Genomic DNA, 26,070 nt, shown 5'->3' on the forward strand with positions numbered 1-26,070 from the left:
GATCCCCTAATCGGTAAACCGAACGGGGATCGAATGCCGGATCATCACGCTGACCTGACCGGGGGTCTTTCGCCCGGCCTCGGGCAGCTGATCGATCAGAAGCCGGTAGGACTCTGTTCCGACAATCGGCTTCTTGCTGACACGGACAACTCTGATCGAGTTCTCAGTACCAGGCTTCAGCGTGGTGACCGGGGGGCTGGCAACCACGTCCGTGGTGGGATCGAGGCGATCCTTCCCATTGACTTTCGTCCAGCGAAAAACCCGCACCTGCACCTTGACCGGCCGCAACCCGTCTTCCCACACCCGAACCGTTCCCGTGGGGGAAGAGGCTTTCAGATCCAAAGTGATCGGAGAAACCCTCAACGCAGCTGCTCCGGCACCGCCGGCTATCAGGCACGCGAATAGGCTCGCTGCCATGAAGCGCATGGAGATCATCTTGTCATCCTTATTTTAGGTTAGCGACACGCCGCGCCGCCGAGCTTGCCGAAAGGTTCGTGCTTAGTAGTTGATCGTTGCGATCAAGACGTCGGCGTAGGTATCAGCCTGGACGCTCTGGTTCGCTGCAAGCACTGCCGTGAACGGAATGACGTCTGCTGCGCCAGTCGCGGTGCCGTCAAGCGTGTTCGTACCGAGGGTGGCGCCCCAGATCGGGCCGGTCGCCAAGCCCTGGTGAACCGTATAGGTCGCCAGACCACCGTTGGCTACGCCTGTCATAAAGCGGGTTTCAACGGTTGCCAGGGCGCCATTGCCGACACCAAGCTGTATCTGATAGGGCGCATTCGCCGTGCATTGCACGGTCATGTTTCCGGGGACCTCGACGGCTACATCGATCAGGGCCTGATTGCCGAAGGCTACCGGATCAGTGGCCAGCGTGCATTCGGCAGCCACGGTCATGGAGACATCCATGTTGGCATCCAGTGTCTGGGCAAATGCGGCGCTGGACGTCAGGGAAAGGGCTGTAGCGGCGAAAATCGTCGCGAGTATTGTCTTCGTCATGAAGGACCTCAATGGGCGCGATCATTCGCGCTTTGATAGAAATTGGCAATGTTGCCAACCCTAGACTGCGGTCCAATTTGTTAACGAAACATTAATGCCGTTTCTTTCACAAGTAACTAATTTACTCTAAATCAAATAAAGTGATGATGAATCGGAAAATCGATCTTCCGCATTCAAACGAGCCAGCGCGTTATGCGAGGGCCAGGCGACAGTTTGCTTATTCGTGATTTCTAATGGATGGCGGAATGTCGAGAGTGCAGGTATCAATTGCGGTTAATACTCAGATCGGTTTTGGTTGAAGAGACGGCGGACGAGAATGCGTCGCTGGGGGGCACTGTTGGGTCGGCGGGTAGTGCGCGGTTTGATCTGGACAATGTCGACCGCAGCTGCCTATTGCTTTCCTTTAGCAACGAACAACAAACAAGGCTCCCGCCCCAATGTCCTCCCGTGACGACACACTCGCCGCCTCCATCCGTGCCATCCGTGATTACCCGAAACCAGGTATCATCTTTCGCGACATCACGACGCTGCTTGGCGATGCCAAGGCGTTCCGTCAGGCGGTGGACGATCTGGTGAAACCTTATGCCGACATGTCCATCGCCCAAGTGGCCGGTATCGAGGCGCGTGGCTTTATTCTCGGTGGTGCACTGGCGCACCAGCTCTCGGCAGGGTTCGTGCCGATCCGCAAGAAGGGCAAGCTGCCGCACGAGACCGTTCGCGTGGCCTACAGCCTCGAATACGGCGTCGACGAGATGGAAATGCATGTCGATGCGGTCAAGCCCGGTGAGAAAGTCATCCTGACCGACGACCTGATCGCGACCGGCGGCACGGCCGAAGGAGCGGTAAAGCTGCTGCGCCAGATGGGTGCGGAGATCGTATCGGCCTGTTTCGTCATCGACCTGCCGGAACTCGGCGGCCGCAAGAAGCTCGAAGCCCTTGGCGTCGAAGTGCGTACGCTGATCGAGTTCGAAGGGCACTGAAGAAAATTCCCAAATGCCGCCGGTTTTGAGGATTGCTACCGGCGGCGGAGGCGATATCGTTCACCCGTTCCGGACTTGACCGGAGCCTCGGGGAGACGGACATGGATATCGCAAGCCTTTCTGCCTTTGCCGCCGCGTTTCTGGTTTTCGCGGCAAGCCCCGGACCCGACAATGTGACGATCATGGCCCGTACGGTGTCGCACGGTGCGGCCGCCGGTATCGCCTACGGAGCCGGAACGGTCACCGGCATCCTGATCTTTCTGTTCCTCGCCGTGTTCGGCCTGTCGCTGGTGGCGGAGGAGCTGGGCATGGCAATGACGGTGCTGCGCTATGCCGGGGCTGCCTATCTGGTCTGGATGGGCGTGCGGTTGTGGTTTGCCGAGCCGGTTCCGGCCGATCATGCCGTGGTAACGGGCCGGTCGGGGCTGGTGGCGACATTTGCGACCGGTGTCCTTCTCAATCTCGGCAATCCGAAAATGCCGCTCTTTTACATAGCGCTCCTGCCCAACGTCGTTGGACCCAATCTCACGATGGAGCAGGCCGGCGTTTTGGCGCTTGTCATCGTCGCCGTCGAGGTTCTGGTGATCGGCGGCCACGTGGTTCTTGCCGGGCGGGCGAGGGCAGCACTGAAGCGCCCAGCGGTTCTGCGGCGCGTCAACCGGGGCTGCGGAGCGGTGATGGTGGGGGCGGGCGTTGCTGCTGTTGCCGTGCGATAGTGGTGTCAGGTGAATTCGAGAACGGTGCCTTCGTAGCGCATCACCGTCTCGCCGTGTTGGTTGACGCCGTCATTTTCCGTCAGGTTGATGAAGGTGCCGGGGCGGCTTCCGAGCGGGCGCGATTCGATCAGGGTCACGGAATAGGTGATGCTGTCGCCGGCATAGACGGGTTTCAGCCACTGCAGCGACTTGAAGCCGGCGGAAGGGCCGAGTTTCGGGGCGGCGAGGCCGGCGGCTTCGAGGCGTGCGACTTCCGCTGTCCAATAAGCCATGAACGTCTTCATCCAGCCCGCGCATGTGTGCCAGCCGGAGGCGCAGAGCCCGCCGAAGACGTAGTGTTTTGCGGCTTCCGCATCCACATGGAAGGGTTGCGGATCGAATTTCCGGGCGAACCGGATGATGTCTTCAGGGGTGAAGAGCAGCGTGCCGGTTTCGATCCGCGTGCCGGGGGGAGAGAGTTCGATCAGCCTCATGGCGTGACCTCGGCCGCGTTTCGGAGCCGGATCATGATCGGGTTTTCACCGCGCATGACGATCTGGCCTCGCTGATTGGTGACTTCGTGCAGGAAGTTGACGAGGCCGATGCCCGGGCGGGAGCGGAGCAGGCGGGTCGAGGCCACGGTGGAGCGGCCGGACAGCGTGTCGCCGGCGAGGACCGGCTTTTTCCATTCCATCAGCTCGATGCCGGGCGAGCCTTCCGACGCTGCGCGCGACAGCCAGCCGTCATACATCATCCGCATGAACATCGACGATGTATGCCAGCCGGACGCCGAGAGACCGCCGAGAATGCTGGCACGTCCGGCGGCTTCATCGAGATGCATGGGCTGAGGGTCGAATTCGGTGGCGAACTCGACGATTTCCTCGGCCGTCACCTGCTTATCCGCAAGCGGGAAGGTGCGATCCGGGGTGAAGTCCTCGAAGTGATATTCGATTTCCGTCATCGCGTTCGCGCCTCCGCGGTGTCCCGATCAGGTGTTGAAGCGGAAGTGGATCACGTCGCCGTCGTTTACGACATAATCCTTGCCTTCGTCGCGGCCCTTGCCGGCTTCCTTGGCGCCGACTTCGCCCTTGAAGGCGACGTAGTCATCAAAGCCGATGGTGAAGGCGCGGATGAAGCCGCGTTCGAAATCCGTGTGGATGACGCCGGCAGCGGCCGGGGCCTTGGTGCCGCGGACGATCGTCCAGGCGCGGGTTTCCTTGGGGCCGACCGTGAAATAGGTGATCAGGTGAAGGAGGTTGTAACCGGCGCGGATGAGGCGATCGAGACCTGCTTCTTCAAGGCCGAGCGCCGAGAGGAATTCCTTGGCTTCGTCTTCCGGCAGCTGCGCGACTTCAGATTCGATGGCGGCCGAGATGATGACGCATTCGGCACCCTGTTCCTTGGCCATCTCTGCCACGGCCTTGGTGTGCTCGTTGCCGTCGACGGCATCGCTTTCGGCGACGTTGCAGACGTAGAGGACGGGATGCGAGGTCAGGAGGTTTAGAGCCTTCAAGATCTCGATGTCGTCGGCTGCCAGCGTCTTCAGAAGAATGCGGGCAGGCTTTCCGTCGTTGAGAAGCTTGATGACGGCTTCCATGACCGGCAGCTGGGCGACGGATTCCTTGTCGTTGGTCTTGGCGCGCTTGCGGGTCTGCTCGACGCGGCGTTCCAGGCTTTCGAGGTCGGCAAGCATCAGCTCGGTCTCGATCGTCTCGGCATCGCCGACCGGATTGATACGGCCTTCGACATGGGTAATGTCGTCGTCTTCGAAGCAGCGCAGCACGTGCACGACAGCATCGACTTCGCGGATATTGGCGAGGAACTTGTTGCCGAGACCTTCACCCTTCGAGGCGCCGCGCACGAGGCCGGCGATATCGACGAAGGAGATACGGGTCGGAATGATTTCCTTGGAGCCGGCGATGGTGGCCAGCTGCTGCATGCGCGGATCCGGAACCGCGACTTCGCCGGTGTTCGGCTCGATCGTGCAGAACGGATAGTTGGCAGCCTGCGCCGCCGCAGTCTTGGTGAGAGCGTTAAAGAGCGTGGACTTGCCGACATTCGGCAGGCCGACGATACCGCATTTGAAACCCATGGGACGGACCCCGTCTGACTAGAATTGTTCGTTGCCGTGGCTATGGGGGAAACAGGCCGGGCGGTCAAGGGTTGGCGGGGTGAGGGAGGTCGTCGGAACGCTGGTAACGACGCAAAACAGAATTCGGAAACGAGACGTCGGCTTGCGATGCAAACACAAATCAGACCCACCGGTCCCAATCGGGCAAATCACCGCAGTTGCTTGAATTTCGGACCCGTCGGTGCGATATAGCCAGCATACAATCATTGCTGTTTGAGCATGGCGAACGTCATCAGGAGATGCGGATGGCCGGAGACACCACCCTCACGCCGAAGACGACGACAAAGCCCAAGCTGGAGCGGCCGAAGCTCTACAAGGTTATGCTCGTCAACGACGATTATACGCCGCGCGAATTCGTGACCATGGTTCTGAAAGCCGTGTTCCGGATGAGCGAGGATACGGGCCGGCGGGTGATGATGACCGCCCACCAGATGGGTGTGGCGGTCGTGGTTGTCTGCACCAAGGATATTGCCGAGACCAAGGCCACCGAGGCGATCGATCTCGCCAAGGAAGCCGGTTTCCCGCTGATGTTCACGACCGAGCCGGAAGAATAGGCGGTCGTCGGCTCAGTCCGCGGTGACGCCGAGCGCTTCGGCGGAGATCCAGAACACCGCGTCCTGCGATTCCTCGGTTTCCAGCCAGACGAAGTCGAGACCCGGAAATTCCTCCTCGAGGATTTCGCGCCCGGAGCCGATCTCGCAGATCATCCCGCCTTCTGGATTGAGGTGGTTTGCGGCGTCTGCCAGCAATGTCCGCACCAGATCGAGACCATCAACACCGCCATCGAACGCCATCGAAGGCTCGGCACGGAATTCCGCCGGGAAACCATCCATCGCGTCGTGATCGACATAGGGCGGGTTGGTGATGATGAGGTCGTATTTCCGGCCTGCGAGCGGCTGGAAGAGATCGCCCTGATGCAGGCTCACCTGCTGTTCGACCTCGTGTTCCCTAAGGTTCAGCTTTGCCACTTCCAGCGCGTCGGCCGACAGATCGACCGCATCGACGGCGGCGTTGGGGAAGAATTTGGCGGCGAGCACCGCGAGGCAGCCGGAGCCCGTGCAGATGTCCACGGCGCTCTCGACCATCATCTGGTCGGGCAGGAAGGACGATCCGTTCGGACCGAGATATTCGCGAAACAGGATCTCGCCGATATGCGAGCGTGGCACGATGACCCGCTCGTCAACCAGAAACCGGACGCCCTGGATATAGGCGCGGCCGGTGAGATATGCGGAGGGTTTGCGGGTCGTGACGCGGGCCTCGATACGCTCTGCCAGAAGCCTGCGCTCGGCCGGCAGGAGGCGGGCGTCGAGGAAGGGATCGAGCGCGTCGATCGGCAGGTCGAGCGTATCGAGCAGCAGAAAGGCCGCGTCGTCGCCGGCAGTCGTGGTGCCGTGGCCAAAGGAAAGATTGGCGGCGTTGAAGCGCGAGATTGCATAGCGCCAGTAATCGCGCAGCGTGACGAGTTCGGTCGTGAGAGCGGTCATATCTGGTGTCATCTTACTTGTCCTTGTCGCCGAACAGTTTCTTCAGCATGTCGGCCATCGGGCCGGTGGCCGGGATGTTCGGTTTCATGCCGCCGCGCGCCTGATGGATATGGCTCTTGCCCGCAGGTTTCGGCGCCTTCGGGGTGGGCTTCGGCTTTTCGTCCTCGTCCGGCTGGCTGCCGACGGCAAGGGCGAGCTTGTTCATCAGCTGCGAATCCTCGCCCTTCACCAGCATTTCGGCATTGTCGGCGAGCGCATCGAGAAGCTGCGGCAACCAGGCCTGATCCAGTTTGTCGAAATCTCCGAGCACGTGGTTGTTGACGAATTCCTTAGCGCCGGGATGGCCGATGCCGAGCCGCAAGCGGCGGTAATCCTTGCCACAATGGGCGTCGAGCGACTTGATGCCGTTGTGGCCGCCATGTCCACCGGCCGTCTTGATGCGCGCCTTGCCGGGCGCCAGATCAAGTTCATCATAGATCGCGATGATGTTTTCGGGGCCGAGCTTGTAGAAGCGCATGGCCTCGCCGACCGCTTCGCCCGACAGGTTCATGTAGGTCTGCGGCTTGATCAGCAGAACCTTGTCGCCAGCGAGCTCGCCTTCGGAAATGAGGGCCTTGAACTTCTTTGCCCATGGCGAAAAGCCCGGCCGCCGCTGGATGGCGTCGAGCGCCATGAAGCCGATATTGTGGCGATTGCCGGAGTACTTGCTGCCGGGATTGCCGAGACCCGCAATGATCAACATGAAGTGCGTCCGAATTTTCGTACAGGATGTGGTCTCACCACCCCGAAACGGAACGGAAGTCAACCCGGTTTCGTCCCTGCCGACTGATTGCACCGCTGATCACTTGCTCAGTGTTCGGCCTTGAGGCCGTAGCGCCGGTAGATCGTGTCCTGGCGGCCATCACGGATCATGCTGTCGAGTGCGGCCTGCATTTTTGCGATCAAGGCGTCCGGGACTGTTTTCTGACAGGCAATGCCGAGCTTCTCCTCGGAGAGGGGAACCACCCTCTCGACGTCTGTGCCATTGTTCTTCAGCCTTTGGTAGACGCCTTCCGACATGGGCATCATGTCGATCCGGCCCCGGACGAGCTTGCGCAGCGACGTGTCGAAATCGGCGCTGAGATCGAGGTTCGCAAATCCCATCGATTTCAGAAGGTCTTCGGTGAAATCGAGCCGATGGGTTCCGATCAGAAAGCTCTTCGCCTCATCGAGCGTCGTGGCGTGGATCGACGAGCCCGCCCGCTTGACCAGGATCGTATGGTTTACTGAGATCGTCATGACCCATTTGAACCGCGGCTTGCGGTCCGCTGTCTGCGCTGCCGAGAAGGCGCAGGTCATTGGCTCGGTCTCGGCGAGCGCGATGGCGCGGGCCCAAGGGATCATTTCAACGTCATAGGGTATCTGCGCTTGCCGCATGATGACATCGATCTGGTCTATGCCCGCGCCGCCATAGCGCCCGTTCTGATCACGGTAGCTGAAGGGTGCATAGGGCTCTGTCTTGAGCTGGAGCCTGTCTGCGGCGTGCGCCTGCAGGCAAGACCACGGTCCGATTGTTGCAGCGAGAGCAAGCACGACGAGTGCTGCGCTTGTCATGCCACACCTGATCGAGGACATCTGCTGCTCCACATCGAGGGCCGGGATTTCAGCTTGCAATAGAATCAATTCGGTCGCCGCTTCGGTCGGCGTTCAACATCGTAAGGACATCGCCGATCGCTTGCGGTCGTGCGAAGTAGTAACCCTGAGCGTATTCGATGCCCATGTCGATGAGTGTCGAACGCTGATATTCGGTTTCGACGCCTTCGGCGACGACATGGCAGTTCATCTTGTGCGAGATCGCGGCAATGCCTTCGATCAGCATCTTGTTTCGACGATCGATATCATCGTCGCCATTGTTGAGAGACCGGATAAAGGATTGGTCGATCTTAACGATATCGACCGGGAAACGGCTGAGATAGCTGAGCGAGGAATAGCCGGTTCCGAAGTCGTCAAGCGCGATGCGGCAACCGATGTTGCGGATCTCGTCGAGCAGCCTGCGGATTTCCGGATTGTCATGCATCAGCACGGCCTCCGTGATCTCGATGACCAGTCGGGACGGGCGGATTGCGTAGCGGCCGAGCAAGGTTGACAGCTTGACGGGAAGGCTGGCATCGAATTGCAGCGGCGATACGTTGACGGCGACATAGGTGTCAGACATGCCCGGTATCCGGGAGATGCGGGCAAGATTGGCGACGGCGTCCTCAAGGATGAGATTGCCGATCTGGCCAATCGTACCGGTTTCCTCGGCGACGCTGACGATTGCGCCCGGAGGAACAAGCCCCTTGCGCGGATGGCGCATGCGCATGAGCGCTTCAAAGCCGTTGCAGGCGCCGGTCCTGATATCCACGATCGGCTGGAGATGCGCCTCGAACCAGTTGGCGGCAAGTGCTGCTTCGATGTCGGTCTCGATTTCGGCACGTTCCCGCGTCTTGTCGAGGATGGCCGAATTATAGACCTGCGCACCGTTCTTGCCGTCGCGCTTGCGGGCATACATGGCCAGATCCGACTTCTGCAAAAGCTCGGCGCCGCTTGCGGCATGGGCAGGGTAGAAGGCAAGGCCGATACTGGCGCTAAGGCGCACACTGTTGGTCTCGATGCGGAATGGAACGTCAAAAAACTCGACGATTCTCTGGCACAGCTCGGTGCCGCGCCGTTCCGACCCCTCGCCACAGAGAAGAATGGCAAACTCGTCGCCGCCCAGGCGCGATGCCGCGTCGTGGTCGCCCAAAAGCGGCAGCATCCGCTCGACGAATTGGCCGAGCACGAGATCGCCGGCCGCATGACCGAGATTGTCGTTGATCGATTTGAACCGATCGAGATCGACGAACAGACAGGCGATGTCGGTTCCGTTGCGATCCGCCTCGATGATTTTCTGCTCAAGCGCCGCCTCGAACCCCTGACGGTTGAGAAGACCGGTCAGGTGATCGGAAATGGCCTGCTGATAGTTGCGGATTTCTGACTGCTTGAGCTCGGTGACGTCGGTCATCACGCTCAGCGAGCCGGTCTCGCCGTCGCCCGCGGAACCGAGTTCGGTCTCGGCGATAAGGACGTTCATCGTCTTGCCGGACTGACAGATGAAGCGCACGGTGACTTCGAACGCCGGTCCGCGCGATCGCACCTGCGATTTCCTGTTGTGGTAGAGGCTGCGGTCTTCCGGCATCACCAGTTCGCAGAAGGGCAGGTTCAATATGTCAGATCGGCTGTACCCGGTCGCAACGAGCCAGTAGTCGCTGACGGCGGCGATCCTGTCGTCGGCGTCGAGCGAAAACAGCATGGCCGGCGTGAGATTGTAGGTCTGCGTCGTCTTGCGATGTGCCAGTTTCAGCTCGCGCTCCTCGTGTTCGAGAAGGGTCTGCATCTCGTTGAAGCTCTTGGCCAGGCGTCCCATTTCATCGGTGGAGCGCCAGTCGACATGGTGACGAGAACCGAGGCGACGGGTCGCTTCGATTGCGGCGGTCAAACGCAGAAGAGGTTTGATCACCATCACGCGGTTGCCGAGAATGGCGGCGCCGAACACGGTCAGGATGGCGATGATGAAGATCGAGATGAAGGCGAACTCGAATTCGTGAAGCTTCGAGAACCAGCCGATTGTCGGGATGCTGACGCTGACCTTACCGACAACGCGAGCGCCGTAGTTCGACATGTAGGTGATGGGCTGCGAGCGGATCGTCAGGTCGCTCAGGGATATCTCTTGCGGCGTGACTTCCGATATATTCAGTTTGCCCGTCGTGTCGGTGACGCGAACCGCGTAGATGGTCGGATCTTTCACCATGGCGACGGCGATCTGGTGAACGCTTTCGGTATCGAGATCCCAGAGGGGCTTGGCAAGCGCTTGCGAGTTCGTCGCCAGAACGATGTCGACATGCTCTTCGAGCGCCCGAACCGCCTGCTGCGATGACAACGCCAAAAGCAGCGTGAACAACGGCACGACGACGGCCAGAAGCGCGCCCGAAATAATGGCTATGAACCGACTCTCAACGGAATGAGCCACCCGTATTCCCCGCCTGCTTGTAGTCGGTGTTAGCCGCCGACTGCGTGTTCCCCAACACAGTAATTGGCCGGATAATTCCAGCCATTGATTAAGCTTTACTGAAGCCGGGAAGAGTAAAGCGAAGCGGATCTTAAAGAGGGTTACGTAATCCTGACCGGAAAACGTAAAAGCCCGCCTTCGGTGGAAGGCGGGCTCTCAGAAAGACAAGACGAAAATGTCTTATTCGGCTTCAGGAGCCGCAGTCTCAGTCGCTTCTTCTTCTTCGACGCCTGCAGCAGGTGCAACGATCGTCGCGATGGTGAAGTCGCGGTCGGTGATGACAGGTGTCACGCCCTTCGGCAGCTTAACGGCCGAGATGTGGAGGCTGTCGCCGATCTTGGCGTCGGTCAGATCAACCGTGATGAATTCCGGGATCTGGTCGGCCGGGCAATGGAACTCGACCGTGTGACGGACGATGTTCAGAACGGCGCCCTGCTTGATGGCCGACTTGTCTTCGTTTTCGAAGTGTACCGGTACTTCGACGTTGACTTCAGTCTTGGCCGAAACGCGCAGGAAGTCGACATGCATGGTGAAGTCGCGGACCGGATCCAGCTGGTAGTCTTTCGGGAGGACCTGGATCTTCTTGCCGTCGAATTCGATCGTCGCGATGGTGGTCATGAAACCGCCAGCGTGAATGCGCTTCGTGACTTCGTTCGTGTTGAGCACGATCGACAGAGGAGCCTGCTTGTCACCATAGATGACTGCAGGGATAAAACCGTTGCGGCGAAGTTCACGGGAGGACCCCTTACCGACCCGTTCGCGCGCCTCGGCCTTGAGCACGTAAGTTTCCTTGCTCATGGCAATTCCTTTCGAGGTTGTTTGGAGAGTTCTTCGCGGACAGTGCCGCGTCAAACCGGAGGGCATCGTCCGACGCTCTCCATCCGCGTTGCCTCCAAGGGTGTCTACGCGGACGGGGTCCCTATAGTCCATCAGGGCAGGAGACGCAAGGGATCTGCGGCGTGGTTGGCTCTGCAAACCGGTCGTCGTCGTTACCTACCGCCAGATACCTGCGTGGCCAATATGAAACTTCCGGTATGTGCCGTTTTGCCATCCATTAATGACGTTCATTCGAAATTAGCGAGATTCGATAAATGCGAGGTCCGGGCGACCGAATTTGTTAAATTGTGAGGGTCAAGACGGTGTTAACTCCGGAGACCAAGATCTAACATGTACGCCGTTCTGTCCTGTCTGGCCTATGAGCACAATCTCTTCCTCGTCGTCGTGGCGGGGGCGCTCTGCTTCATTGCGAATGCGGGAACCGTGGTTTTTGCCGCCCGGGCACGACAGGCAAACGACCGCAGCCGCTACGGCTGGGTGATCGTCTCCGGCGGAGCAGGGGGCTTCGGGATCTGGGCAACACATTTCGTGGCCATGCTCGCCTACGATCCGGGCCAGCTCATCACATTCAATCTGTCGCTGACGCTGCTGTCGCTTGGTATTGCATTTCTCGCGACATTTGCGGCGGGACTGCTTGCCGTGCTGTTTACCGGCAAATCCGGCGCTGTGGCCGCTGGCCTGGTATTCGGTACCGGCGTTTCCTGCATGCATTTTACCGGCATGGCGGCGATCGAGTTCGGCGGCCTGATCGTCTGGTCGCAGCCGCTGGTCATCGCTGCCATCGTCACCGCGATCGTCATGTCGACGACAGCCTTCCTCATGATCCTGAAGGGAGGCCTTGCAAACAACATTCTTGCTGCAGGTCTCCTGTCGCTCGGTATCGTCTTTATGCATTTCATCGCGATGGGCGCGGCAACGCTTGTTCCGGGTTTCGGGATCCTGCCTGAAGACGGGATGCTGTCGAAGCCGCTGATGCTGGCAACGATCATTGCCGTCTCGCTGTCGCTGATCGGGTCGGGCCTGGCCGTTGCCACCATCACCGGGCGTGCGGCGCGGTCCTCGAAGGCCAGCGAAGCCAATTTCCAGATGCTCGTGCGCGGGGTGACCGACTACGCGATCTACATGCTTTCACCCGAGGGCGCCGTCTCCAGCTGGAATGCAGGGGCAGAGCGTGCCAAGGGGTACAGGGCCGACGAGATCATTGGCCAGCATTTTGCACGTTTCTATTCGGATGAAGAACAAGCCCGGGGTCTGCCGGAACAGGCGCTCGCAACAGCGCGCACAACCGGTCTGTTCGAGGCGGAAGGCCGGCGCTACCGCAAGGATGGGAGCTGGTTCTGGGCACATGTGGTGATCCAGCCCGTCCTCGACGACGATGGCGTGCTTGCCGGCTACGCCAAGATCACGCGCGACATCACCCGTCAGAGACAGGACACCGACCGGATCGCCTCCGTGACGCAGAACCTGGATCTGGCGCTTGAGAACATGGCGCAGGGGATCTGCCTGTTCGATCGCGAGCAGCGGTTGGTGCTGACGAACCGGCGCTATGGCCAGATTTTTCGGTTTGAGGAAGGCGCTCTGAAGCCGGGTATGACATACCGCGAGATCGTGGCTCTTGGCTACAGGACCTCGTTTGCCGACGCGGCGGAGGCGGAAGCACGGGCAGAACAGCATTACCAGCGCAACATCGCAGCCATCAATTCCAGGCAGGAAGCCCTTCTACACCGACTGAGCGACGATCGGACGATCCGGATCGATTTCAGCTATCTCGATCAGGGCGGCTGGGTCTCGACATTCGAGGATATCAGCGAGCGGATACGGTCGGAGGAAAAGATCGCCTTCATGGCGAAGCATGACAGCCTGACACAGCTTCCGAACCGTCCGGCCCTGATGGAATATCTCGAAGCCGAGGTGCGTAACGCCGAGAGCGAGGGCGGGCATGTTGCGGTCGTCGGTATCGATCTCAACAAGTTCAAACAGATCAACGATCAGTTCGGGCACGCGGCCGGCGATGCCGTGCTCAAGGAAATTGCCGAGCGGATGAATTCGATCGTGCGGCCGCACGAGATGTTTGCCCGGTTCGGCGGCGACGAATTCGTGGCCGTGAAGCGCTACGGGGATTTGGCCGAAGTGTCCGAGTTCCTCGACCGATTGTCGGATGCGTTCGGGCAGCCGATCCAGATCGAGGTGCATCGTCTCAGTCCCGGCGCAAGCATGGGTGTTGCGCTCTACCCGCATGACGGTGCATCCCCCGATGCGCTGATCGCGAACGCGGACCTGGCCATGTACCGCGCCAAGGGATCGCTCTCGCGCGACATCTGCTTCTACGACATCGAGATGGACGAGGCCGCCCGCGACCGCACCAAGATGGCCGAGGATCTGTGGACGGCGATCGAGCAGGATCAGCTCAGGCTGCACTACCAGGTGCAGAAATCGGTCGCGACCGATGAGATCACCGGTTACGAGGTCCTGCTGCGCTGGAGCCATCCGGAGCGGGGCAATGTCTCGCCGGCCGATTTCATCGGGGTTGCCGAGGAGTGTGGCGCCATCCTGCCGATCGGCGCGTGGGTTCTGCGCGAAGCATGCCGGGAGGCGGCGAACTGGCCGAATGACTACAAGGTTGCGGTCAATCTGTCGCCGGTGCAGATCGCCCATGCCGACATGCCGGCGCTGGTTCATACCGTGCTTCTGGAAACCGGTCTGAAACCAAGCCGTCTCGAGCTTGAAATCACCGAAAGCTCGATCATCAGCGACAAGCAGCGGGCGATGAATGCGCTTCGCTCCATCAAGGCGCTGGGCGTATCGATTGCGATCGACGATTTCGGGACCGGCTATTCGTCGCTGGAGACGCTGCGCTCCTTCCCGTTCGACAAGATCAAGCTCGACCGGAGCTTCCTGACCGAAGTGGACCGCAGCGAGCAGGCAACGGCCATGGTGCGAGCAATTCTGGCTTTGGGGCAGGGCCTGCAGATCCCGGTTCTCGCGGAGGGTGTCGAGACGGTGAACCAGCTCGACATTCTGCGGCGGGAAGGATGCCACGAAGTGCAGGGCTATCTTCTCGGTCGGCCGATGCCGATGGAAGATCAGCCGAACCCGCAGTCTGGGTCAGAAATGGGCTCGGCCAACCAGAACGCTGCCTGAAGATCGCGGAAACGTTTGACCTAGCGTCGAGGTTCGCCGCCGGGGGCGTAGGCCGTTTTCTGCTCGAACCGGAATTTGTGGCCGCAGTCGCTACAGCGCAGCATGTATTTGCGCGGATCTTTCGAGGCGAACTCGGTCTGAAAACCTTTCGGGAGTTCGTCGATGCGAAAATCGCGATTGCTGGCGCGCTTGTCGTCGGACTCGGAGACTTCGGCATAACCGGCATGTCCGCACTGCGAGCATTCGAGTTTTCGGGAATAGCGGTCGCGGGCGGCCATGCGGAACTCCTTGGGTACCGCGCCTACATAGTCAACAGACGCCGCGAATGCAAAACGCCGGGATGAAAAATCCCGGCGTTTATATTCTTGGCGTTCAACTCACGTCGCGATCAGCGGCGGCATTCGCCCGGAGAGACCGCGCCGAAGCCGGCATTGCGGGCTTCGCAGGCATTCGGGAATGTCTGGAGCCGACCGCCACGCTGGCCGCAGACCGGGCGATATTCGCGGGTGCACATGCCGCCGCCATTTTCAGGACGGTCAGGTCTACCGGGACGATCCGGCCTCGAGGGGCGATCCCAATCCGGGCGGTCAGGCCGTGATGGACGATCCGGGCGATCGGGTCTGGATGGGCGATCCCAATCTGGACGGGGATCGGGGCGATCGGGCAGGCTCCAGCCGGGGGCGGGACGTTCCGGCGGATAGCCGGGGCCCGGACCTGCGTCGACGCAGGCGGAAAGCATTGGAGCCAGGATGAAAAGTGCAAGCCATTTCGGCTTGTTTCGTAGGATCGACATCGCGATAGGTCCTCCCTCTGCAGATGGATGGCAGACCTCTATCAGACTTACATAGCCGTGGGACAGGGGCCGCAGCATTTTTGCTGCCGAGCCCGTCCCACGGTCATGCGTCAATCCTAGTCGAACAGGCTCGAGACGGACTCTTCCATGGCGGTACGGTTGATCGCCTCGCCGAGAAGGTTTGCCGTGGTGATGACGCGGATATTGTGCGCCGACTGAACGGATGTCGTCGGCTGGATCGAATCCGTGATCACCAGTTCCTTGAGCTTGGACGCCGCGATGCGGGCAACGGCACCGCCCGACAGCACGCCGTGGGTGATGTAGGCGGTCACGCTGGTGGCGCCATTCTTCAAGAGCGCTTCGGCCGCGTTGCAGAGTGTGCCGCCGGAATCAACGATATCGTCGATCAGCAGACAGTCCTTGCCGGTCACGTCACCGATGACGTTCATGACTTCCGACTCGCCTGCGCGTTCACGCCGCTTGTCGACGATGGCGAGCTGGCAGCCGAGGCGCTTGGCAAGCGCACGGGCGCGAACCACGCCGCCGACATCCGGCGAGACCACCATGACGTTGTTGAGGTCGTAGTGTTCCTTCACGTCGCGCGCAAGAATCGGCACGGCGTAGAGGTTGTCGGTCGGGATATCGAAGAAGCCCTGGATCTGGTCTGCGTGCAGATCGAGCGTCATGACACGGTTGGCGCCGGCCTCGGTGATGAGGTTGGCGACGAGCTTGGCCGAGATCGGCGTGCGCGGCCCGGCCTTGCGGTCCTGACGGGCATAGCCGAAATAGGGAAGCACAGCCGTGATGCGCTTGGCGGAAGACCGCCGGAACGCATCGATCATGATCAGCAGTTCCATCAGGTGATCGTTGGTCGGAAACGACGTGGACTGGATGACGAACACGTCTTCCCCACGGACATTCTCCTGTATTTCAACGAAGATTTCCTGGTCTGCAAATCGCCTTACCGAGGCTTTTCCGACTGGTACATTAAGATAGCTGCAGATCGCGTCGGCCAGATGCCGGTTCGAATTGCCTGCGAAAACCTTCATTGCGGTCCGCCTGTATTGAAGCTGGATGGCGGCCTTTTACCGGCGCCACCTTCGAATGCAATAGCGTTTTCCCTCAGGCCACCGTTTTTTGCGAAGAAACAGTGACCGTGTCACATCATGGTTACCTAACCGCCATGCGATTGCCGCCAGCTCATATAGTCCTGGATCGTCTTTGCGGCGATGAGTTCCATGGTTGAGGAGGGCACTGCGGCCCATGGATCCTGGCCGCTGCCGGGCACATTTTCCTGCCCCTGCATGCGGTGAAGTCTGGAGCCGGTATTGTCGAGAACATCCCAGACGTAGACGATGGTGATCTTTTCGCCATCGCTGAAGGCCGAGAAATAGCCCTTGAGGATCTGCTCGGTACCCGTATCGCTGGACGGACGGATCGTCAGCCCGGCGGCGCGCGCCTCGGCGCCAAGCCGTCGCGACAGCGGCGTCACGGCCTGTACGGGGGCACCGATGATCGGCAGGAAGCGGATGGTGTTGCCTGCGGCGGCGGGCAGGGAAGCCTCCTGCTGGGGCGCTGCAGCGGTAGACTGGGCTTCAGCCTGGCTTTGGCCCTGCCAGTCGGGCGGTGGGCCTGAAGAGGCGGGCGAGGTCTGGTTGCCAGACTGCATCGCCTGGGCCTGCGCCTCGAGCGTATTTTGCGGGCGCGGCTGGTAGGTGTCGTTTCTGTAGGTCTGGTTCTGGTAGGTCTCGGGCCTTGGGGATCGTGCCATGCGTTCCGTATCGGCCTGGGTGACCGGTGTCGATGCGCGACTGCCGCCGCCGATCTCGGCGCGCGGCGTCAGCGCCTCGCTGGTGTTGCAGCCGGAGACGGACAGCGCAACGATGCAGGCGGAAAGCAGTTTTCCGATAAGCCGCATGCGTTCGCCCCTTTGCCGGTTCCCATCCCGCGACAAGCTAAGGTCGGATTTTCCGGCCTGTCAATGATCGCGGGCTTCTCAGTCCTGGATAAGGTCGAGACCATGGCGTGAAAGCGGCCGGGGAGCGCCTTCCGTCGTCAGATAGGTCTGGCCGAGCGTCATGGCCGCGCCGCTGTCGCTGTCCATGATGATCATGTGCACGAACAGCGTCATGCCGGGCAGGATCTCCTGCGGATTGCCGAAGTGGAACATCTGGTGCTCCATCCACGACGGCGAGAAGCGGGCGCCCAGCGAATAGCCGCAGGCATTCAGCCGGTGACGGGAGAGGCCGCGTTCGTCGAGGATCCTGGCATGGGTATCGAACACGTCCCCGAATGTATGACCTGGAGACAGAACCTCCTCGATCGCCCGGATCGTCTCGAGGCAGGCCTTGTAGAGTTCCTTGTGGCGCGGCGATGGCTCGCCGACGAGCGCGGTGCGCATCATCGCGACGTGATAGTGGGCGGCGGTGCCGGCCCATTCGAGCGTCAGCTGGTCGGTGGCATCGAGCTTGCGGCGACCGGCCTTGTAACGGCACAGAAGCGCATCCTCGCCGGAACCGATGATGAATTCGTTGGCGGGGTAATCGCCGCCGCCGGAAAATACGGCACCCTGCATCGCCGCAAGGATATCGGCCTCGTCGCCGCCGGCCTTGATCAGCGGCAGAGCGGCGTCGAGCGCATCATCGGCCAGTTCGGCGGCGCGTTGCACATGAGCGATCTCGGCCGCGCTTTTGACGAGGCGCAGCCGGCTGACCAGATAGGATGCGTCACTGAGCTGGCCGAAATTGGTGAGCTGGTTGTCGAGCAGGCGCGCGATGCGGCCGGTCATGCCATGCGTGTCGTATTCGACGCCGATCTTTGCGCCGAGAAGATCGAGTTCGCTCAAGAGGTTCTTGAGATCCAGCGTCGGATCGGCATTCACCCGGTCGACCCAGACGACGATGTTTTCGATAATCGAGGTCTGGCGGGCCTGGCGAAGGTCGGCAGAGCGCGTGAGCAGCGTCATCGAGCCATCCGCCTTCACGACGAGCGTCTGGAAGAAGCAGTAGCCGAACGTGTCGTAGCCGGTCAGCCAGTACATGCTTTCCTGCGCAAACAGCAGGATGGCATCGAGCTTTTCCTCGGCCATCTTCGTCGTCAGGCGGGCGAGGCGATCGGCATATTCCGATCTGTCGAAGTGCAGAGCCATGGTAGTCCTCCCGAACTTTTATTGCTGAAGCGCGATGGCTGAAATCTGGCGGCCGTAATCCGGCTCTTGGTCATGCGTCGTGCGGCGATAGGAAAAGAAGCGTTCCCGATCCGGGTAGGTGTCGAGGCCGAGGTTCTCAGCGGTGACGCCTGCCGCCTTCAGCCGCGACATGGTGAGAGCGGGCAGATCGAACATGGAATGCTGCGGCTTTGGAGACGGTGTGAAGAAGGCTGCGTATTCGGGGTTCACGCCGAGGAAGCGTTCCACGAATTCCGGGCCGACCTCGTAGCTGTCAGGCCCGATCGAGGGTCCGAGAACGGCCACGATCTTTTCCCTTTCAGCGCCGAGCGACACCATCGCGTCGATCGTGTTTTCGAGCACGCCTGTCAGCGCGCCCTTCCAGCCGGCGTGAGCCGCGCCGATCACGCCATTGTCGCCATCGGCAAACAGGATGGGGCCGCAATCGGCAGACAGGACGCCGATCACGACGCCCGGCGTGGCCGCGACCATCGCATCGACCTGCGGGCGCTCGCCGGAATAGGCAGCATCGACCACGACCACATCAGGCGAATGGACCTGATGGACGGTTGCGAGCTTTTCGAGCGGCAGATCGAACCAGGCCGCAACCCGCCGGCGGTTTTCGAGAACGAGCGTCTGATCGTCTTTCGACCCGACACCGACATTGAGGCCGGCGTAGATTCCGTCCGACACGCCGCCCTTTCGCGTGAAGAAGCCGTGGCGGATTTTGGCGCCGGCTGTCGCGTTCAATAGGGCGCTTTCGATCGGCGTCGGCGAGGCGTTCTCCGGCATCGGCTTATCCACCCTGCTGATTTTGTTGATTTTTGCATGATGCCTCAGAAGGCACTCGCTGCTTCGATTGCGCGGGAGATTGGCGCAAGCCGATAGCGCATGTCAATCCGCTCCGAGCGGTCCTCTCTCAATCAACCGGACGGAAGGGCATCAGATTGACCGCGGAGCCCGAGACGGCGATGACCTTGAAGAGTTCGCCCATCTTGCCCGCACCTTCGCCGGCAAGGCGATCGACGGCAGCTGCTATCAGCCGCTGTTCGGACGGTTCCTTGTCGCGCGCAAGGGCTGAAGCCCGTTCGGCAAGGCCGAGGCCGTAGAGGAATTCGCCCTGATGGAGGCCGCCGTTCAGATGAATGCCGGACGCCAAGGCGACCTTGGCGAGATCTTCGAAATCGACGTGGCTGGTGAGATCCGCCTCGCCGGGGCTGGCAAGCGGCGGGTCGTAGTCGTGGTTCTTCACGGCCTGCAGCGTATCGCCGAAACTGGTGACCATATGGCCGTAGTCGATGACGAGCGCACTGCCGCCGAAATGCCGGAGCCTTTCGCAAAGCGTCTGCATGACGGCCTGGCGGGCAGGGGCAAATTCGAAGATTGTGCCTTCCGGGATGGAGGCGACGGGGGCGGGCAGGATGACCGGATCGAGCGTGGCGATGCCGGCGACGAAGGACAGCTCGTCCTCCGGGCCAAGGCCCACCAGCCTTTCGCGAAAACCGGTCGGGGTCCGCACGAACTGGCGGATTGGGATCGCGTCGAACAGTTCGTTGGCGGCGATCAGGGTGAACCCTTCCGGCACGTCTTCGAAACTGTCGTGCCAGGAAATTTTTGTCGAATAGGCCTCGAGCGTCACGCGTTGAACGCCGCGAAGGCGTTCGCTGGTTTCCACCAGATGGACACGCAGGCCGTCCATCAGGGATGGTGCGATGCGCTGGATGACGCGCAGCATGTCGGACATCATCGTGCCGCGGCCGGGACCGATCTCGACCAGGCGCACATCGCCCGGGCTACCCTGGCGCTGCCAGGCGTGGACCATGAAAATGCCGACCATTTCGCCGAACAGCTGGCTGATCTCCGGCGCGGTGACGAAATCGCCATGCCGGCCGAAAGGTTCGCGGGTGCGGTAGTAGCCGAATTCCGGATCGGCGAGGCAGAGCGCGAAATAGTCGGTGACGCTGATCGGTCCGCTGGCGCGGATCAGCGTCTTGATCTTTTCGGCAAGGGGCGTGGTTACTTCTGGGCTGTTCACGGGTGCCTCACACTTTCGCCGCGGAGGCGACGCGAGCCCGCGTGATCGCCCAGATGCCAACAGCAACCATCGGTAGTGATAGCACCATGCCCATCGTTAGCCAATTGGTGCCGAGCAAATAGCCGAGCTGCACATCCGGTTCGCGGAAGAACTCGACAAAAATTCGGCAGAGCCCGTAGCCGAGGACGAACGCGCCGCAGATGGTGCCGGGTACACGAAGGGCTTTGAAACGATAGATCAGGAGTGCCAGCACCAGAAGCAGGATGATGCCTTCCAGGCCTGCTTCATAGAGTTGGCTCGGATGGCGAGCGAACGGGCCACCGGTCGGGAAGACGACAGCCCATGGTGCATCGCTCAACCGTCCCCAGAGTTCGCCGTTGACGAAGTTCGCAATGCGGCCGAACAGCAGGCCGAACGGCACGACGGCGGCGACGATGTCGAACATGCTCCAGACGGGAATGGCATGGCGGCGGGCAAACACGATCATCGCGATCGTCGCGCCGAGGAAACCGCCGTGGAAGGACATGCCGCCGTTCCAGATCTCGATCGCGCGGATCGGGTTTTCCAGGATTGGGCCGAGATCGTAAAACAGGATGTAGCCGATGCGGCCGCCGAGCACGACGCCTGCCGCGATCCAGACGAGGAAGTCGTCGAGATGGACCGCGGTCATCGGGGCCTGACCGTTGGGCCATAGTGACGCGTTTGCGGTCAGCTTGCGGGCATAAAGCCAGCCCAGCATGATACCGGCAACATAGGCAAGGCCATACCAGTGTACCGCAAGCGGCCCCAAGGAGAACGCGACCGGATTTATCTCGGGAAATGGCATGAGAGCAAAAAAATGAAGCGCTTCGTACAAATTACAGGTGTCTCGCTTACTCACAGTCGTGTGAAAAGATGGACTTGGGGACATCGCCGGTCAAGATGAATCTCATTCCGGGACGCGCGCAACAGTGGATGACGCTTGCAACGCGGCGACCCAAGCCCTACTTCATCTCTCATCGTGCAAACACAGGCCGATATCGGGCCGATATCGCTGCCGCTGGCAAGGAGACGGAACCTTATGTCGACCGGAACGAACCGCATATTCGACGATTTCGCACGGCTGATGACGGACGCTGCCGGCGCTGCACAGGGTGTGCGCAAGGAAGTGGAGACGGCTTTCCATGCCCAGGCGGAACGGTTCCTTAACAACATGGATCTGGTCAAGCGGGAAGAATTCGAAGCCGTTCGCGAGATGGCTGCCCGCGCTCGCGACGAGAATGTTGCGCTAAAGGCCCGTCTCGATGCGCTTGAGGCAAAATTCGGCCAGAGCCAGAGCCACGACCAGGGCCAGTCAGGTCAGTAAGCCACTTCAGATCCGGCCATAAACTGTGGCCCCTCAGGGGATTCGCAATCCCCGTTTGAGATCGCCGTCAAAGTCCAGCGCCAAAAGCCTGCGCGGCGATCTTTCCCAGCCTATTCGCGATTGAGCGTCATCGCGTCTAATCGGCATAGTCAGGCGTCTGTTTTGCCTCGCCAAATCCCCAAGAATTTACAAAAAATTAAGCCCTGTGGACACTCTTAAAAAAGCCAGCGTCCAGAGTCATTTAACCATCCGTTCTGATCTCATGCGCGAACCGGTTTCGGGGTTCAATCCACGGAAATCGGCATTCAGGGGATGGCAGCCGGACTCCGTCTAGCTACACTGATTTTACACGATGATTCGAAACGAGCCGGTGAGCTTCCGGTGGTGACCGATAGGTTACCGACGAGGCTGAAGGTAAGCTCCAGACAGGGTAACTCAGTTATTCTGGCGGCGACGAGCGATCATCGAAATGTAGTTCCGGTTAAGTGTTGGCGCGTTCCGCTCGAATTCGCAATCATTCCGGTCAAAAAGGTGCCGCATGAGCCTCATGGAATTAAACGTTGAGCGTCAGTCGAACCCGGTGGACATGATCGAGTTCGTCGCAGCTTCCAACGATTGGACATTCGAACGGTCCGGCGAAGACGAGATCGCCATGACCGTGGAGGGTCGGTGGACGGACTACCACGTATCCTTCTCCTGGATGGAGGAGTTCGAGGCGCTGCATCTCGCCTGCGCCTTCGATCTGAAGATCCCCGATATCCGCGTGAACGAGGTCATCCGGCTTCTGTCCTACGTGAACGGCCAGACGCTGATGGGACATTTCGACCTGTGGCGTCAGGAAGACGTGGTGATTTTCCGCCAGTCGCTTCTGCTGGCCGGCGGTGCCGAACCCACGAACCAGCAGGTCGAGGTTCTGTTTTCCAGCGCGCTTGATGCCTGCGAGGCCTATTATCAGGCGTTCCAGTTCGTCGTCTGGTCCGGCATGGAAGCCAAGGCTGCCATGGATTGCGTCCTGTTCGAGACGGTCGGCGAGGCTTGATGGCGTTGCAGCTGGGTTCGATCGTTCTCGTCGGTGCCGGCAATATGGGCGGCGCCATGCTTTCCGGCTGGTTGAAGAATGGCGTTCCCGGCGCTTCCGTCACCGTCGTTGACCCATCGCCGTCCGAGGCGATGAGAGCGATGATGTCCGACGCCGGCGCGACGCATGTTACGGCACTTCCAAACGGTGCGTCGGCAGATATCCTGTTTCTCGCGGTCAAGCCGCAGCTGATGGATGCCGTTCTGCCGCCGCTGAAGCCTGTGGTCGGCGCTTCGACAGTCGTCGTCTCGGTCGCAGCCGGCAAGACGCTGTCCTCCATGCAGATCCATCTCGGGGACGGTGCAATGGTGCGCGCCATGCCGAACACGCCGGCCATGATCGGCCGTGGCGTGACCGGTGCCTATGCCAACGACAAGGTGTCGGCCGCCCAGCGCGATGCGGTGCATGCGCTCTTGAAGGTCAGCGGCCCGGTCGAGTGGGTTTCGAGCGAGGCGGATATCGATGCCGTCACCGCCGTTTCCGGTAGCGGGCCGGCCTATGTCTTCTATCTGGTCGAATGCATGGCGGAGGCCGGGCGCAAAGCCGGTCTTCCTGCCGATCTTGCGATGCGGCTTGCGCGCGAAACCGTGTCGGGTGCGGGAGAACTTCTGCATCAATCGACGGAGGATGCCTCGCGGCTTCGCCAGAACGTGACGTCTCCGGGCGGCACCACGGCTGCTGCCCTCTCCGTGCTAGTGGCAGACGATGGGATGCAGCCGCTGTTCGACAAGGCAATCGAGGCAGCGCGGAGCCGCGCGGAAGAACTGGGACGCTGAGCAGCCATGTCTGACGAGATAAGCTTTGCCGACTTCGAGAAGGTCGATATCCGGGTTGGCACGATCGTCGAGGTCGAGCCGTTTCCGGAAGCCCGCAAGCCGGCCTTCAAGCTGAAGATCGATTTCGGGCCTGAGATCGGCGTCAAGAAATCGTCGGCGCAGATTACCGTCCACTATACGCCTGAAACGCTGCTCGGACGCCAGGTGCTGGGCGTCGTCAATTTTCCGCCGCGCCAGATCGGGCCGGTCCGTTCCGAAGTGCTGACGCTTGGCTTTGAAGACGAGAACGGCGCGATCGTTCTGGCTGCCGTCGAGCAGGGCGTTCCAAACGGCAAGAAGATGATGTGATCAGGCAACCCCGTCTTCACTAAACGTCTTAGTTTTCTCCCCAGTCCAGCATGTTGCCGATAGCGGTCCGCTCAGGCCGGAACGCGAACGATTGCCCTCAAGCCACCGCTCGGACTGTCGTCCAGCGTGACATTGCCGCCATGCGAGCGGGCGATGTCGCGGGCGATCGCGAGGCCGAGGCCGGTTCCGGATGCATCGAGATTGCGGGCCTCGTCGAGCCTGTGGAATGGCTTGAACACGTCCTCGCGGGATTGCGCAGGAACGCCCGGGCCGTCGTCATCGAGGGTCAATGTCAGCCACTTGGCGCTGTGGCGCGCATCGATATGCAGGTTGTCTGCGTAGCGCTGGCTGTTCGAGACGAGGTTTCCAAGCAGGCGGTTGAAGGCGTTGGGCCTCACAGCGATCTCGTCGTCGCCCTCGATGTGGTAGGTGAGGATCTGCCCGTGCAGGCTGAAGCTCGCGCGGAATTTCTCGAGAAGCTCGCTCAGATACAGCGTACCGAAATCCTCCTCGGCCTCGCCCTTGGCAAACGCCAGGTAGCCTTCCAGCATGGACTGCATGTCTTCGACATCCTGTTCCATGCCGGCGAGTTCCGGCTTGTTGCCGGCAAGCGCCAGCTGCAGTTTGAAGCGGGTGAGGATGGTGCGAAGGTCGTGGCTGATGCCCGCCAGCATCGCGGTGCGCTGCTCCATCTGCCGTTCGAGCCGTTCGCGCATCTGGATGAAGGCAAGGCCTGCGCGCCTTACCTCGTCTGCGCCGCGCGGCGAAAAGCCTTCGGTCTTTTGTCCCTTGCCGAAACTTTCCGCCGCCTGGGCAAGTCTCAGGATCGGGCGGATCTGGCCGCGCAGGAACAGGATCGAAATCACCACCAGCACGAAGGCGGTGCCGATCATCCAGATCAGGAAGATGTGGGTGTTGGACGCGTAGGTAGAGCCGCGTCTGGCAAACACCCGCAGCACCCGTTCGTCCATTTTTACGCGGATCTCGACGAGCCGACTGTCGCCTACCGTATCGATCCAGAACGGCATGCGGATCTGACTGCTCAACTGTTCGGCAAGAATGTTGTCGAGGATCGCGAAGAAGGGGCGCTGGCGGGGCGGCGGCAGCTGGCCGTTCTCCTCGATTGCAATCGTCAGGCCGAGAGAGCTGTCGGCGATACGGCTGACTTCGTTGTAGTTGCTGTCCTGCGGATAACTGCGGATGATCTCGATAATGGCGGCGATGTCGCGAACGGTGCCTTCAGACAGGCGCTCCGTCACCATGCGCCAGTGGCGTTCCATGAACACCGCGGCGACGACTGTCTGCAGCAGGAGCATGGGGAGAATGACGATCAGCAGCGAACGGGTGTAGAGGCCCGTCGGCAGCCAGCGACGCAGCCAGCGCGTGAACGGACGCCAACCGGGGAGGGTCAACCGGCTGGTCTCTCGCTTCAGCGTGTTGAAAATTGCCATTCGCTGCCCGTTATCGTCCTGTCGTCAGTCTCTTATTCATCAGTCGATACTCAGCCTGTACCCGATGCCACGCACGGTCTGGAGATAGACCGGGTTGGCGGGGTCTTCTTCGATCTTACGACGCAGCCGGTTGATCTGCACGTCGATTGTGCGCTCGCCGACATCCGTATCGTCCCCGATCAGTTCGTGGCGGGGGATCGTTTCGCCGGCGCGCAAGGCAAACAGCATCATGATTTCCTGTTCGCGGTCGGTCAGGCGGATCGTCTCGGCAGCCTTGCGCAGTTCCTTGCGCGGGATCGAGAAGGTGAACGGACCAAACATGATCTGCTCGATCTTGGGTGCATCGGCCGAGCTGCTGCGGCGCAGGATGTTGTTGATGCGCAGGACCAGTTCGCGCGGATCGAAGGGTTTGGATAGGTAATCGTCGGCACCTGCCTCGAGACCGGCGATGCGCGATTCTGCCTCGACCCGTGCCGTCAGCAGGATGACCGGGGTGGTCTTCTTTTCATAAAGCGACTGGGTGAGCGACAGGCCCGTTTCGCCCGGCATCATCACGTCGAGAATGATGAGGTCGAAATGCAGTCCTTCCAGCTTGCGCCGCGCTTCGGCGGCATCTCCCGCCACGGTAATGCGGAAACCCTGCTCCACCAGATAGCGGTTGAGGAGATCGCGGATGCGGGTGTCGTCGTCGACAACGAGAAGGTGAGGGGCGTCGTCCAAAAGCGGTGTATTGGTCATCTGTCTGTCC

The 26,070-nt window shown here is 60.7% G+C and carries 28 protein-coding genes; 8 read left to right on the top strand and 20 right to left on the bottom strand.

The features are described from left to right. Positions 1 to 6: 6 nt before the first annotated feature. Together ACQY1J_RS10030 and ACQY1J_RS10035 are read right to left on the bottom strand one after the other, a co-directional pair. Positions 7 to 435 carry a fimbrial biogenesis chaperone gene (locus ACQY1J_RS10030; RefSeq protein WP_062455754.1) on the bottom strand — a complete coding sequence of 143 codons (429 nt, stop codon included), beginning with the start codon at positions 433 to 435 and terminating at the stop codon, positions 7 to 9. 63 nt (positions 436 to 498) lie between these two features. Next, a complete protein-coding gene (locus ACQY1J_RS10035; protein ID WP_092660363.1) occupies positions 499 to 996 on the bottom strand; it encodes a Csu type fimbrial protein in 498 nt (165 codons plus the stop codon). A gap of 437 nt (positions 997 to 1,433) precedes the next feature. On the opposite strand from ACQY1J_RS10035, the gene ACQY1J_RS10040 reads away from it, so the two are divergent. Beyond that, positions 1,434 to 1,976, top strand: a complete 543-nt coding sequence (locus ACQY1J_RS10040) for an adenine phosphoribosyltransferase (protein WP_062455760.1) — start codon at positions 1,434 to 1,436, stop codon at positions 1,974 to 1,976. A 101-nt stretch (positions 1,977 to 2,077) separates the two neighbouring features. After that, on the top strand, positions 2,078 to 2,692 hold the full coding sequence (locus ACQY1J_RS10045) for a LysE family translocator (protein ID WP_430251356.1): 615 nt from the start codon (positions 2,078 to 2,080) through the stop codon (positions 2,690 to 2,692). A 5-nt stretch (positions 2,693 to 2,697) separates the two neighbouring features. Here ACQY1J_RS10045 and ACQY1J_RS10050 read toward each other — a convergent pair whose 3' ends face one another. From ACQY1J_RS10050 to ychF, 3 genes are read right to left on the bottom strand one after another with little or no spacing between them, the layout of a single operon-like run. Next, the gene (locus ACQY1J_RS10050) at positions 2,698 to 3,165 is read right to left on the bottom strand and encodes a MaoC family dehydratase (RefSeq protein ID WP_430251357.1); all 468 of its coding nucleotides are present in this window, start codon (positions 3,163 to 3,165) and stop codon (positions 2,698 to 2,700) included. Then, the gene (locus ACQY1J_RS10055; RefSeq protein ID WP_430251358.1) at positions 3,162 to 3,632 is read right to left on the bottom strand and encodes a MaoC family dehydratase; all 471 of its coding nucleotides are present in this window, start codon (positions 3,630 to 3,632) and stop codon (positions 3,162 to 3,164) included. Before ACQY1J_RS10055 ends, ACQY1J_RS10050 begins: the two co-directional genes overlap by 4 nt. A gap of 27 nt (positions 3,633 to 3,659) precedes the next feature. Next, the gene (ychF, locus tag ACQY1J_RS10060; RefSeq protein ID WP_430251359.1) at positions 3,660 to 4,763 is read right to left on the bottom strand and encodes a redox-regulated ATPase YchF; all 1,104 of its coding nucleotides are present in this window, start codon (positions 4,761 to 4,763) and stop codon (positions 3,660 to 3,662) included. A 284-nt stretch (positions 4,764 to 5,047) separates the two neighbouring features. Here ychF and clpS point away from each other — a divergent pair, with 284 nt between their 5' ends. After that, on the top strand, positions 5,048 to 5,356 hold the full coding sequence (clpS, locus tag ACQY1J_RS10065; RefSeq protein WP_062455774.1) for an ATP-dependent Clp protease adapter ClpS: 309 nt from the start codon (positions 5,048 to 5,050) through the stop codon (positions 5,354 to 5,356). Between the two features lie 12 nt (positions 5,357 to 5,368). Here the strand turns inward: clpS and prmB are convergent, their stop codons facing one another. The 5 genes from prmB to ACQY1J_RS10090 form a co-directional block, all read right to left on the bottom strand. Beyond that, positions 5,369 to 6,298, bottom strand: coding sequence for a 50S ribosomal protein L3 N(5)-glutamine methyltransferase (gene prmB / locus ACQY1J_RS10070; protein ID WP_430251360.1), 930 nt, complete (start codon positions 6,296 to 6,298; stop codon positions 5,369 to 5,371). Position 6,299: 1 nt separating this feature from the next. Further along, positions 6,300 to 7,028: an aminoacyl-tRNA hydrolase gene (pth, locus tag ACQY1J_RS10075; protein WP_062455780.1), complete on the bottom strand. Its 729-nt coding sequence runs from the start codon at positions 7,026 to 7,028 to the stop codon at positions 6,300 to 6,302. A 107-nt stretch (positions 7,029 to 7,135) separates the two neighbouring features. Then, positions 7,136 to 7,900, bottom strand: coding sequence for a substrate-binding periplasmic protein (locus ACQY1J_RS10080; protein ID WP_249406393.1), 765 nt, complete (start codon positions 7,898 to 7,900; stop codon positions 7,136 to 7,138). Between the two features lie 28 nt (positions 7,901 to 7,928). Continuing rightward, complete coding sequence (locus ACQY1J_RS10085; RefSeq protein ID WP_092660378.1) at positions 7,929 to 10,313, bottom strand: putative bifunctional diguanylate cyclase/phosphodiesterase; 2,385 nt, start codon at positions 10,311 to 10,313, stop codon at positions 7,929 to 7,931. A 219-nt stretch (positions 10,314 to 10,532) separates the two neighbouring features. Then, on the bottom strand, positions 10,533 to 11,150 hold the full coding sequence (locus tag ACQY1J_RS10090; protein WP_062455789.1) for a 50S ribosomal protein L25/general stress protein Ctc: 618 nt from the start codon (positions 11,148 to 11,150) through the stop codon (positions 10,533 to 10,535). 369 nt (positions 11,151 to 11,519) lie between these two features. Here ACQY1J_RS10090 and ACQY1J_RS10095 point away from each other — a divergent pair, with 369 nt between their 5' ends. After that, a complete protein-coding gene (locus ACQY1J_RS10095; protein WP_430251361.1) occupies positions 11,520 to 14,330 on the top strand; it encodes a bifunctional diguanylate cyclase/phosphodiesterase in 2,811 nt (936 codons plus the stop codon). A 20-nt stretch (positions 14,331 to 14,350) separates the two neighbouring features. Here the strand turns inward: ACQY1J_RS10095 and ACQY1J_RS10100 are convergent, their stop codons facing one another. The 8 genes from ACQY1J_RS10100 to lgt all read right to left on the bottom strand — a co-directional run bounded on the left by ACQY1J_RS10100 (position 14,351) and on the right by lgt (position 21,150). After that, positions 14,351 to 14,608, bottom strand: a complete 258-nt coding sequence (locus tag ACQY1J_RS10100; RefSeq protein ID WP_062455795.1) for a hypothetical protein — start codon at positions 14,606 to 14,608, stop codon at positions 14,351 to 14,353. A 110-nt stretch (positions 14,609 to 14,718) separates the two neighbouring features. Further along, a complete protein-coding gene (locus ACQY1J_RS10105) occupies positions 14,719 to 15,123 on the bottom strand; it encodes a peptidase (protein ID WP_430251362.1) in 405 nt (134 codons plus the stop codon). 116 nt (positions 15,124 to 15,239) lie between these two features. After that, positions 15,240 to 16,172, bottom strand: coding sequence for a ribose-phosphate pyrophosphokinase (locus ACQY1J_RS10110; protein WP_062455798.1), 933 nt, complete (start codon positions 16,170 to 16,172; stop codon positions 15,240 to 15,242). Between the two features lie 125 nt (positions 16,173 to 16,297). After that, entirely contained in the window at positions 16,298 to 17,041 is a 744-nt protein-coding gene (locus ACQY1J_RS10115; RefSeq protein WP_062582962.1) for a hypothetical protein, read from the bottom strand. 78 nt (positions 17,042 to 17,119) lie between these two features. Further along, complete coding sequence (locus ACQY1J_RS10120) at positions 17,120 to 18,271, bottom strand: M24 family metallopeptidase (protein ID WP_430251363.1); 1,152 nt, start codon at positions 18,269 to 18,271, stop codon at positions 17,120 to 17,122. A gap of 18 nt (positions 18,272 to 18,289) precedes the next feature. Next, positions 18,290 to 19,081 (bottom strand): peptidoglycan editing factor PgeF, encoded by a 792-nt coding sequence (gene pgeF, locus ACQY1J_RS10125; RefSeq protein WP_192077198.1) that lies wholly within the window; start codon positions 19,079 to 19,081, stop codon positions 18,290 to 18,292. A gap of 127 nt (positions 19,082 to 19,208) precedes the next feature. Further along, a complete protein-coding gene (locus ACQY1J_RS10130; protein ID WP_113166406.1) occupies positions 19,209 to 20,324 on the bottom strand; it encodes a class I SAM-dependent methyltransferase in 1,116 nt (371 codons plus the stop codon). Positions 20,325 to 20,331: 7 nt separating this feature from the next. Next, positions 20,332 to 21,150 (bottom strand): prolipoprotein diacylglyceryl transferase, encoded by an 819-nt coding sequence (gene lgt / locus ACQY1J_RS10135; protein ID WP_062457920.1) that lies wholly within the window; start codon positions 21,148 to 21,150, stop codon positions 20,332 to 20,334. Positions 21,151 to 21,384: 234 nt separating this feature from the next. Between lgt and ACQY1J_RS10140 the strand changes: the two genes are divergently transcribed. The 4 genes from ACQY1J_RS10140 to ACQY1J_RS10155 all read left to right on the top strand — a co-directional run bounded on the left by ACQY1J_RS10140 (position 21,385) and on the right by ACQY1J_RS10155 (position 23,871). Beyond that, positions 21,385 to 21,669 carry an accessory factor UbiK family protein gene (locus tag ACQY1J_RS10140; RefSeq protein WP_062455813.1) on the top strand — a complete coding sequence of 95 codons (285 nt, stop codon included), beginning with the start codon at positions 21,385 to 21,387 and terminating at the stop codon, positions 21,667 to 21,669. A gap of 538 nt (positions 21,670 to 22,207) precedes the next feature. Continuing rightward, a complete protein-coding gene (locus ACQY1J_RS10145; protein WP_062455815.1) occupies positions 22,208 to 22,708 on the top strand; it encodes a YbjN domain-containing protein in 501 nt (166 codons plus the stop codon). Then, entirely contained in the window at positions 22,708 to 23,523 is an 816-nt protein-coding gene (proC, locus tag ACQY1J_RS10150) for a pyrroline-5-carboxylate reductase (protein WP_430251364.1), read from the top strand. The genes ACQY1J_RS10145 and proC overlap by 1 nt, the downstream gene beginning before the upstream one ends. A gap of 6 nt (positions 23,524 to 23,529) precedes the next feature. Further along, positions 23,530 to 23,871 (top strand): tRNA-binding protein, encoded by a 342-nt coding sequence (locus ACQY1J_RS10155; protein WP_062455821.1) that lies wholly within the window; start codon positions 23,530 to 23,532, stop codon positions 23,869 to 23,871. Between the two features lie 71 nt (positions 23,872 to 23,942). On the opposite strand, the gene ACQY1J_RS10160 is transcribed toward ACQY1J_RS10155, so the two are convergent. Further along, entirely contained in the window at positions 23,943 to 25,322 is a 1,380-nt protein-coding gene (locus ACQY1J_RS10160) for an ATP-binding protein (protein WP_092660390.1), read from the bottom strand. 39 nt (positions 25,323 to 25,361) lie between these two features. Then, positions 25,362 to 26,060 carry a response regulator gene (locus ACQY1J_RS10165; RefSeq protein WP_062455827.1) on the bottom strand — a complete coding sequence of 233 codons (699 nt, stop codon included), beginning with the start codon at positions 26,058 to 26,060 and terminating at the stop codon, positions 25,362 to 25,364. Between the last annotated feature and the right edge of the window lie 10 nt (positions 26,061 to 26,070).

The sequence above is a fragment of the Neorhizobium sp. DAR64860/K0K1 genome (assembly GCF_050500205.1).
GTDB classification, from domain to species: Bacteria; Pseudomonadota; Alphaproteobacteria; order Rhizobiales; family Rhizobiaceae; genus Neorhizobium; species Neorhizobium soli.

Bases quoted from the DNA above. Each gene is read 5' to 3' on its own strand.
- ACQY1J_RS10030 (WP_062455754.1), bottom strand. From the start codon at position 435: ATGATCTCCATGCGCTTCATGGCAGCGAGCCTATTCGCGTGCCTGATA.
- ACQY1J_RS10035 (WP_092660363.1), bottom strand. From the start codon at position 996: ATGACGAAGACAATACTCGCGACGATTTTCGCCGCTACAGCCCTTTCC.
- ACQY1J_RS10040 (WP_062455760.1), top strand. From the start codon at position 1,434: ATGTCCTCCCGTGACGACACACTCGCCGCCTCCATCCGTGCCATCCGT.
- ACQY1J_RS10045 (WP_430251356.1), top strand. From the start codon at position 2,078: ATGGATATCGCAAGCCTTTCTGCCTTTGCCGCCGCGTTTCTGGTTTTC.
- ACQY1J_RS10050 (WP_430251357.1), bottom strand. From the start codon at position 3,165: ATGAGGCTGATCGAACTCTCTCCCCCCGGCACGCGGATCGAAACCGGC.
- ACQY1J_RS10055 (WP_430251358.1), bottom strand. From the start codon at position 3,632: ATGACGGAAATCGAATATCACTTCGAGGACTTCACCCCGGATCGCACC.
- ychF (WP_430251359.1), bottom strand. From the start codon at position 4,763: ATGGGTTTCAAATGCGGTATCGTCGGCCTGCCGAATGTCGGCAAGTCC.
- clpS (WP_062455774.1), top strand. From the start codon at position 5,048: ATGGCCGGAGACACCACCCTCACGCCGAAGACGACGACAAAGCCCAAG.
- prmB (WP_430251360.1), bottom strand. From the start codon at position 6,298: ATGACACCAGATATGACCGCTCTCACGACCGAACTCGTCACGCTGCGC.
- pth (WP_062455780.1), bottom strand. From the start codon at position 7,028: ATGTTGATCATTGCGGGTCTCGGCAATCCCGGCAGCAAGTACTCCGGC.
- ACQY1J_RS10080 (WP_249406393.1), bottom strand. From the start codon at position 7,900: ATGTCCTCGATCAGGTGTGGCATGACAAGCGCAGCACTCGTCGTGCTT.
- ACQY1J_RS10090 (WP_062455789.1), bottom strand. From the start codon at position 11,150: ATGAGCAAGGAAACTTACGTGCTCAAGGCCGAGGCGCGCGAACGGGTC.
- ACQY1J_RS10095 (WP_430251361.1), top strand. From the start codon at position 11,520: ATGTACGCCGTTCTGTCCTGTCTGGCCTATGAGCACAATCTCTTCCTC.
- ACQY1J_RS10100 (WP_062455795.1), bottom strand. From the start codon at position 14,608: ATGGCCGCCCGCGACCGCTATTCCCGAAAACTCGAATGCTCGCAGTGC.
- ACQY1J_RS10105 (WP_430251362.1), bottom strand. From the start codon at position 15,123: ATGTCGATCCTACGAAACAAGCCGAAATGGCTTGCACTTTTCATCCTG.
- ACQY1J_RS10110 (WP_062455798.1), bottom strand. From the start codon at position 16,172: ATGAAGGTTTTCGCAGGCAATTCGAACCGGCATCTGGCCGACGCGATC.
- ACQY1J_RS10115 (WP_062582962.1), bottom strand. From the start codon at position 17,041: ATGCGGCTTATCGGAAAACTGCTTTCCGCCTGCATCGTTGCGCTGTCC.
- ACQY1J_RS10120 (WP_430251363.1), bottom strand. From the start codon at position 18,271: ATGGCTCTGCACTTCGACAGATCGGAATATGCCGATCGCCTCGCCCGC.
- pgeF (WP_192077198.1), bottom strand. From the start codon at position 19,081: ATGCCGGAGAACGCCTCGCCGACGCCGATCGAAAGCGCCCTATTGAAC.
- lgt (WP_062457920.1), bottom strand. From the start codon at position 21,150: ATGCCATTTCCCGAGATAAATCCGGTCGCGTTCTCCTTGGGGCCGCTT.
- ACQY1J_RS10140 (WP_062455813.1), top strand. From the start codon at position 21,385: ATGTCGACCGGAACGAACCGCATATTCGACGATTTCGCACGGCTGATG.
- ACQY1J_RS10145 (WP_062455815.1), top strand. From the start codon at position 22,208: ATGAGCCTCATGGAATTAAACGTTGAGCGTCAGTCGAACCCGGTGGAC.
- proC (WP_430251364.1), top strand. From the start codon at position 22,708: ATGGCGTTGCAGCTGGGTTCGATCGTTCTCGTCGGTGCCGGCAATATG.
- ACQY1J_RS10155 (WP_062455821.1), top strand. From the start codon at position 23,530: ATGTCTGACGAGATAAGCTTTGCCGACTTCGAGAAGGTCGATATCCGG.
- ACQY1J_RS10160 (WP_092660390.1), bottom strand. From the start codon at position 25,322: ATGGCAATTTTCAACACGCTGAAGCGAGAGACCAGCCGGTTGACCCTC.
- ACQY1J_RS10165 (WP_062455827.1), bottom strand. From the start codon at position 26,060: ATGACCAATACACCGCTTTTGGACGACGCCCCTCACCTTCTCGTTGTC.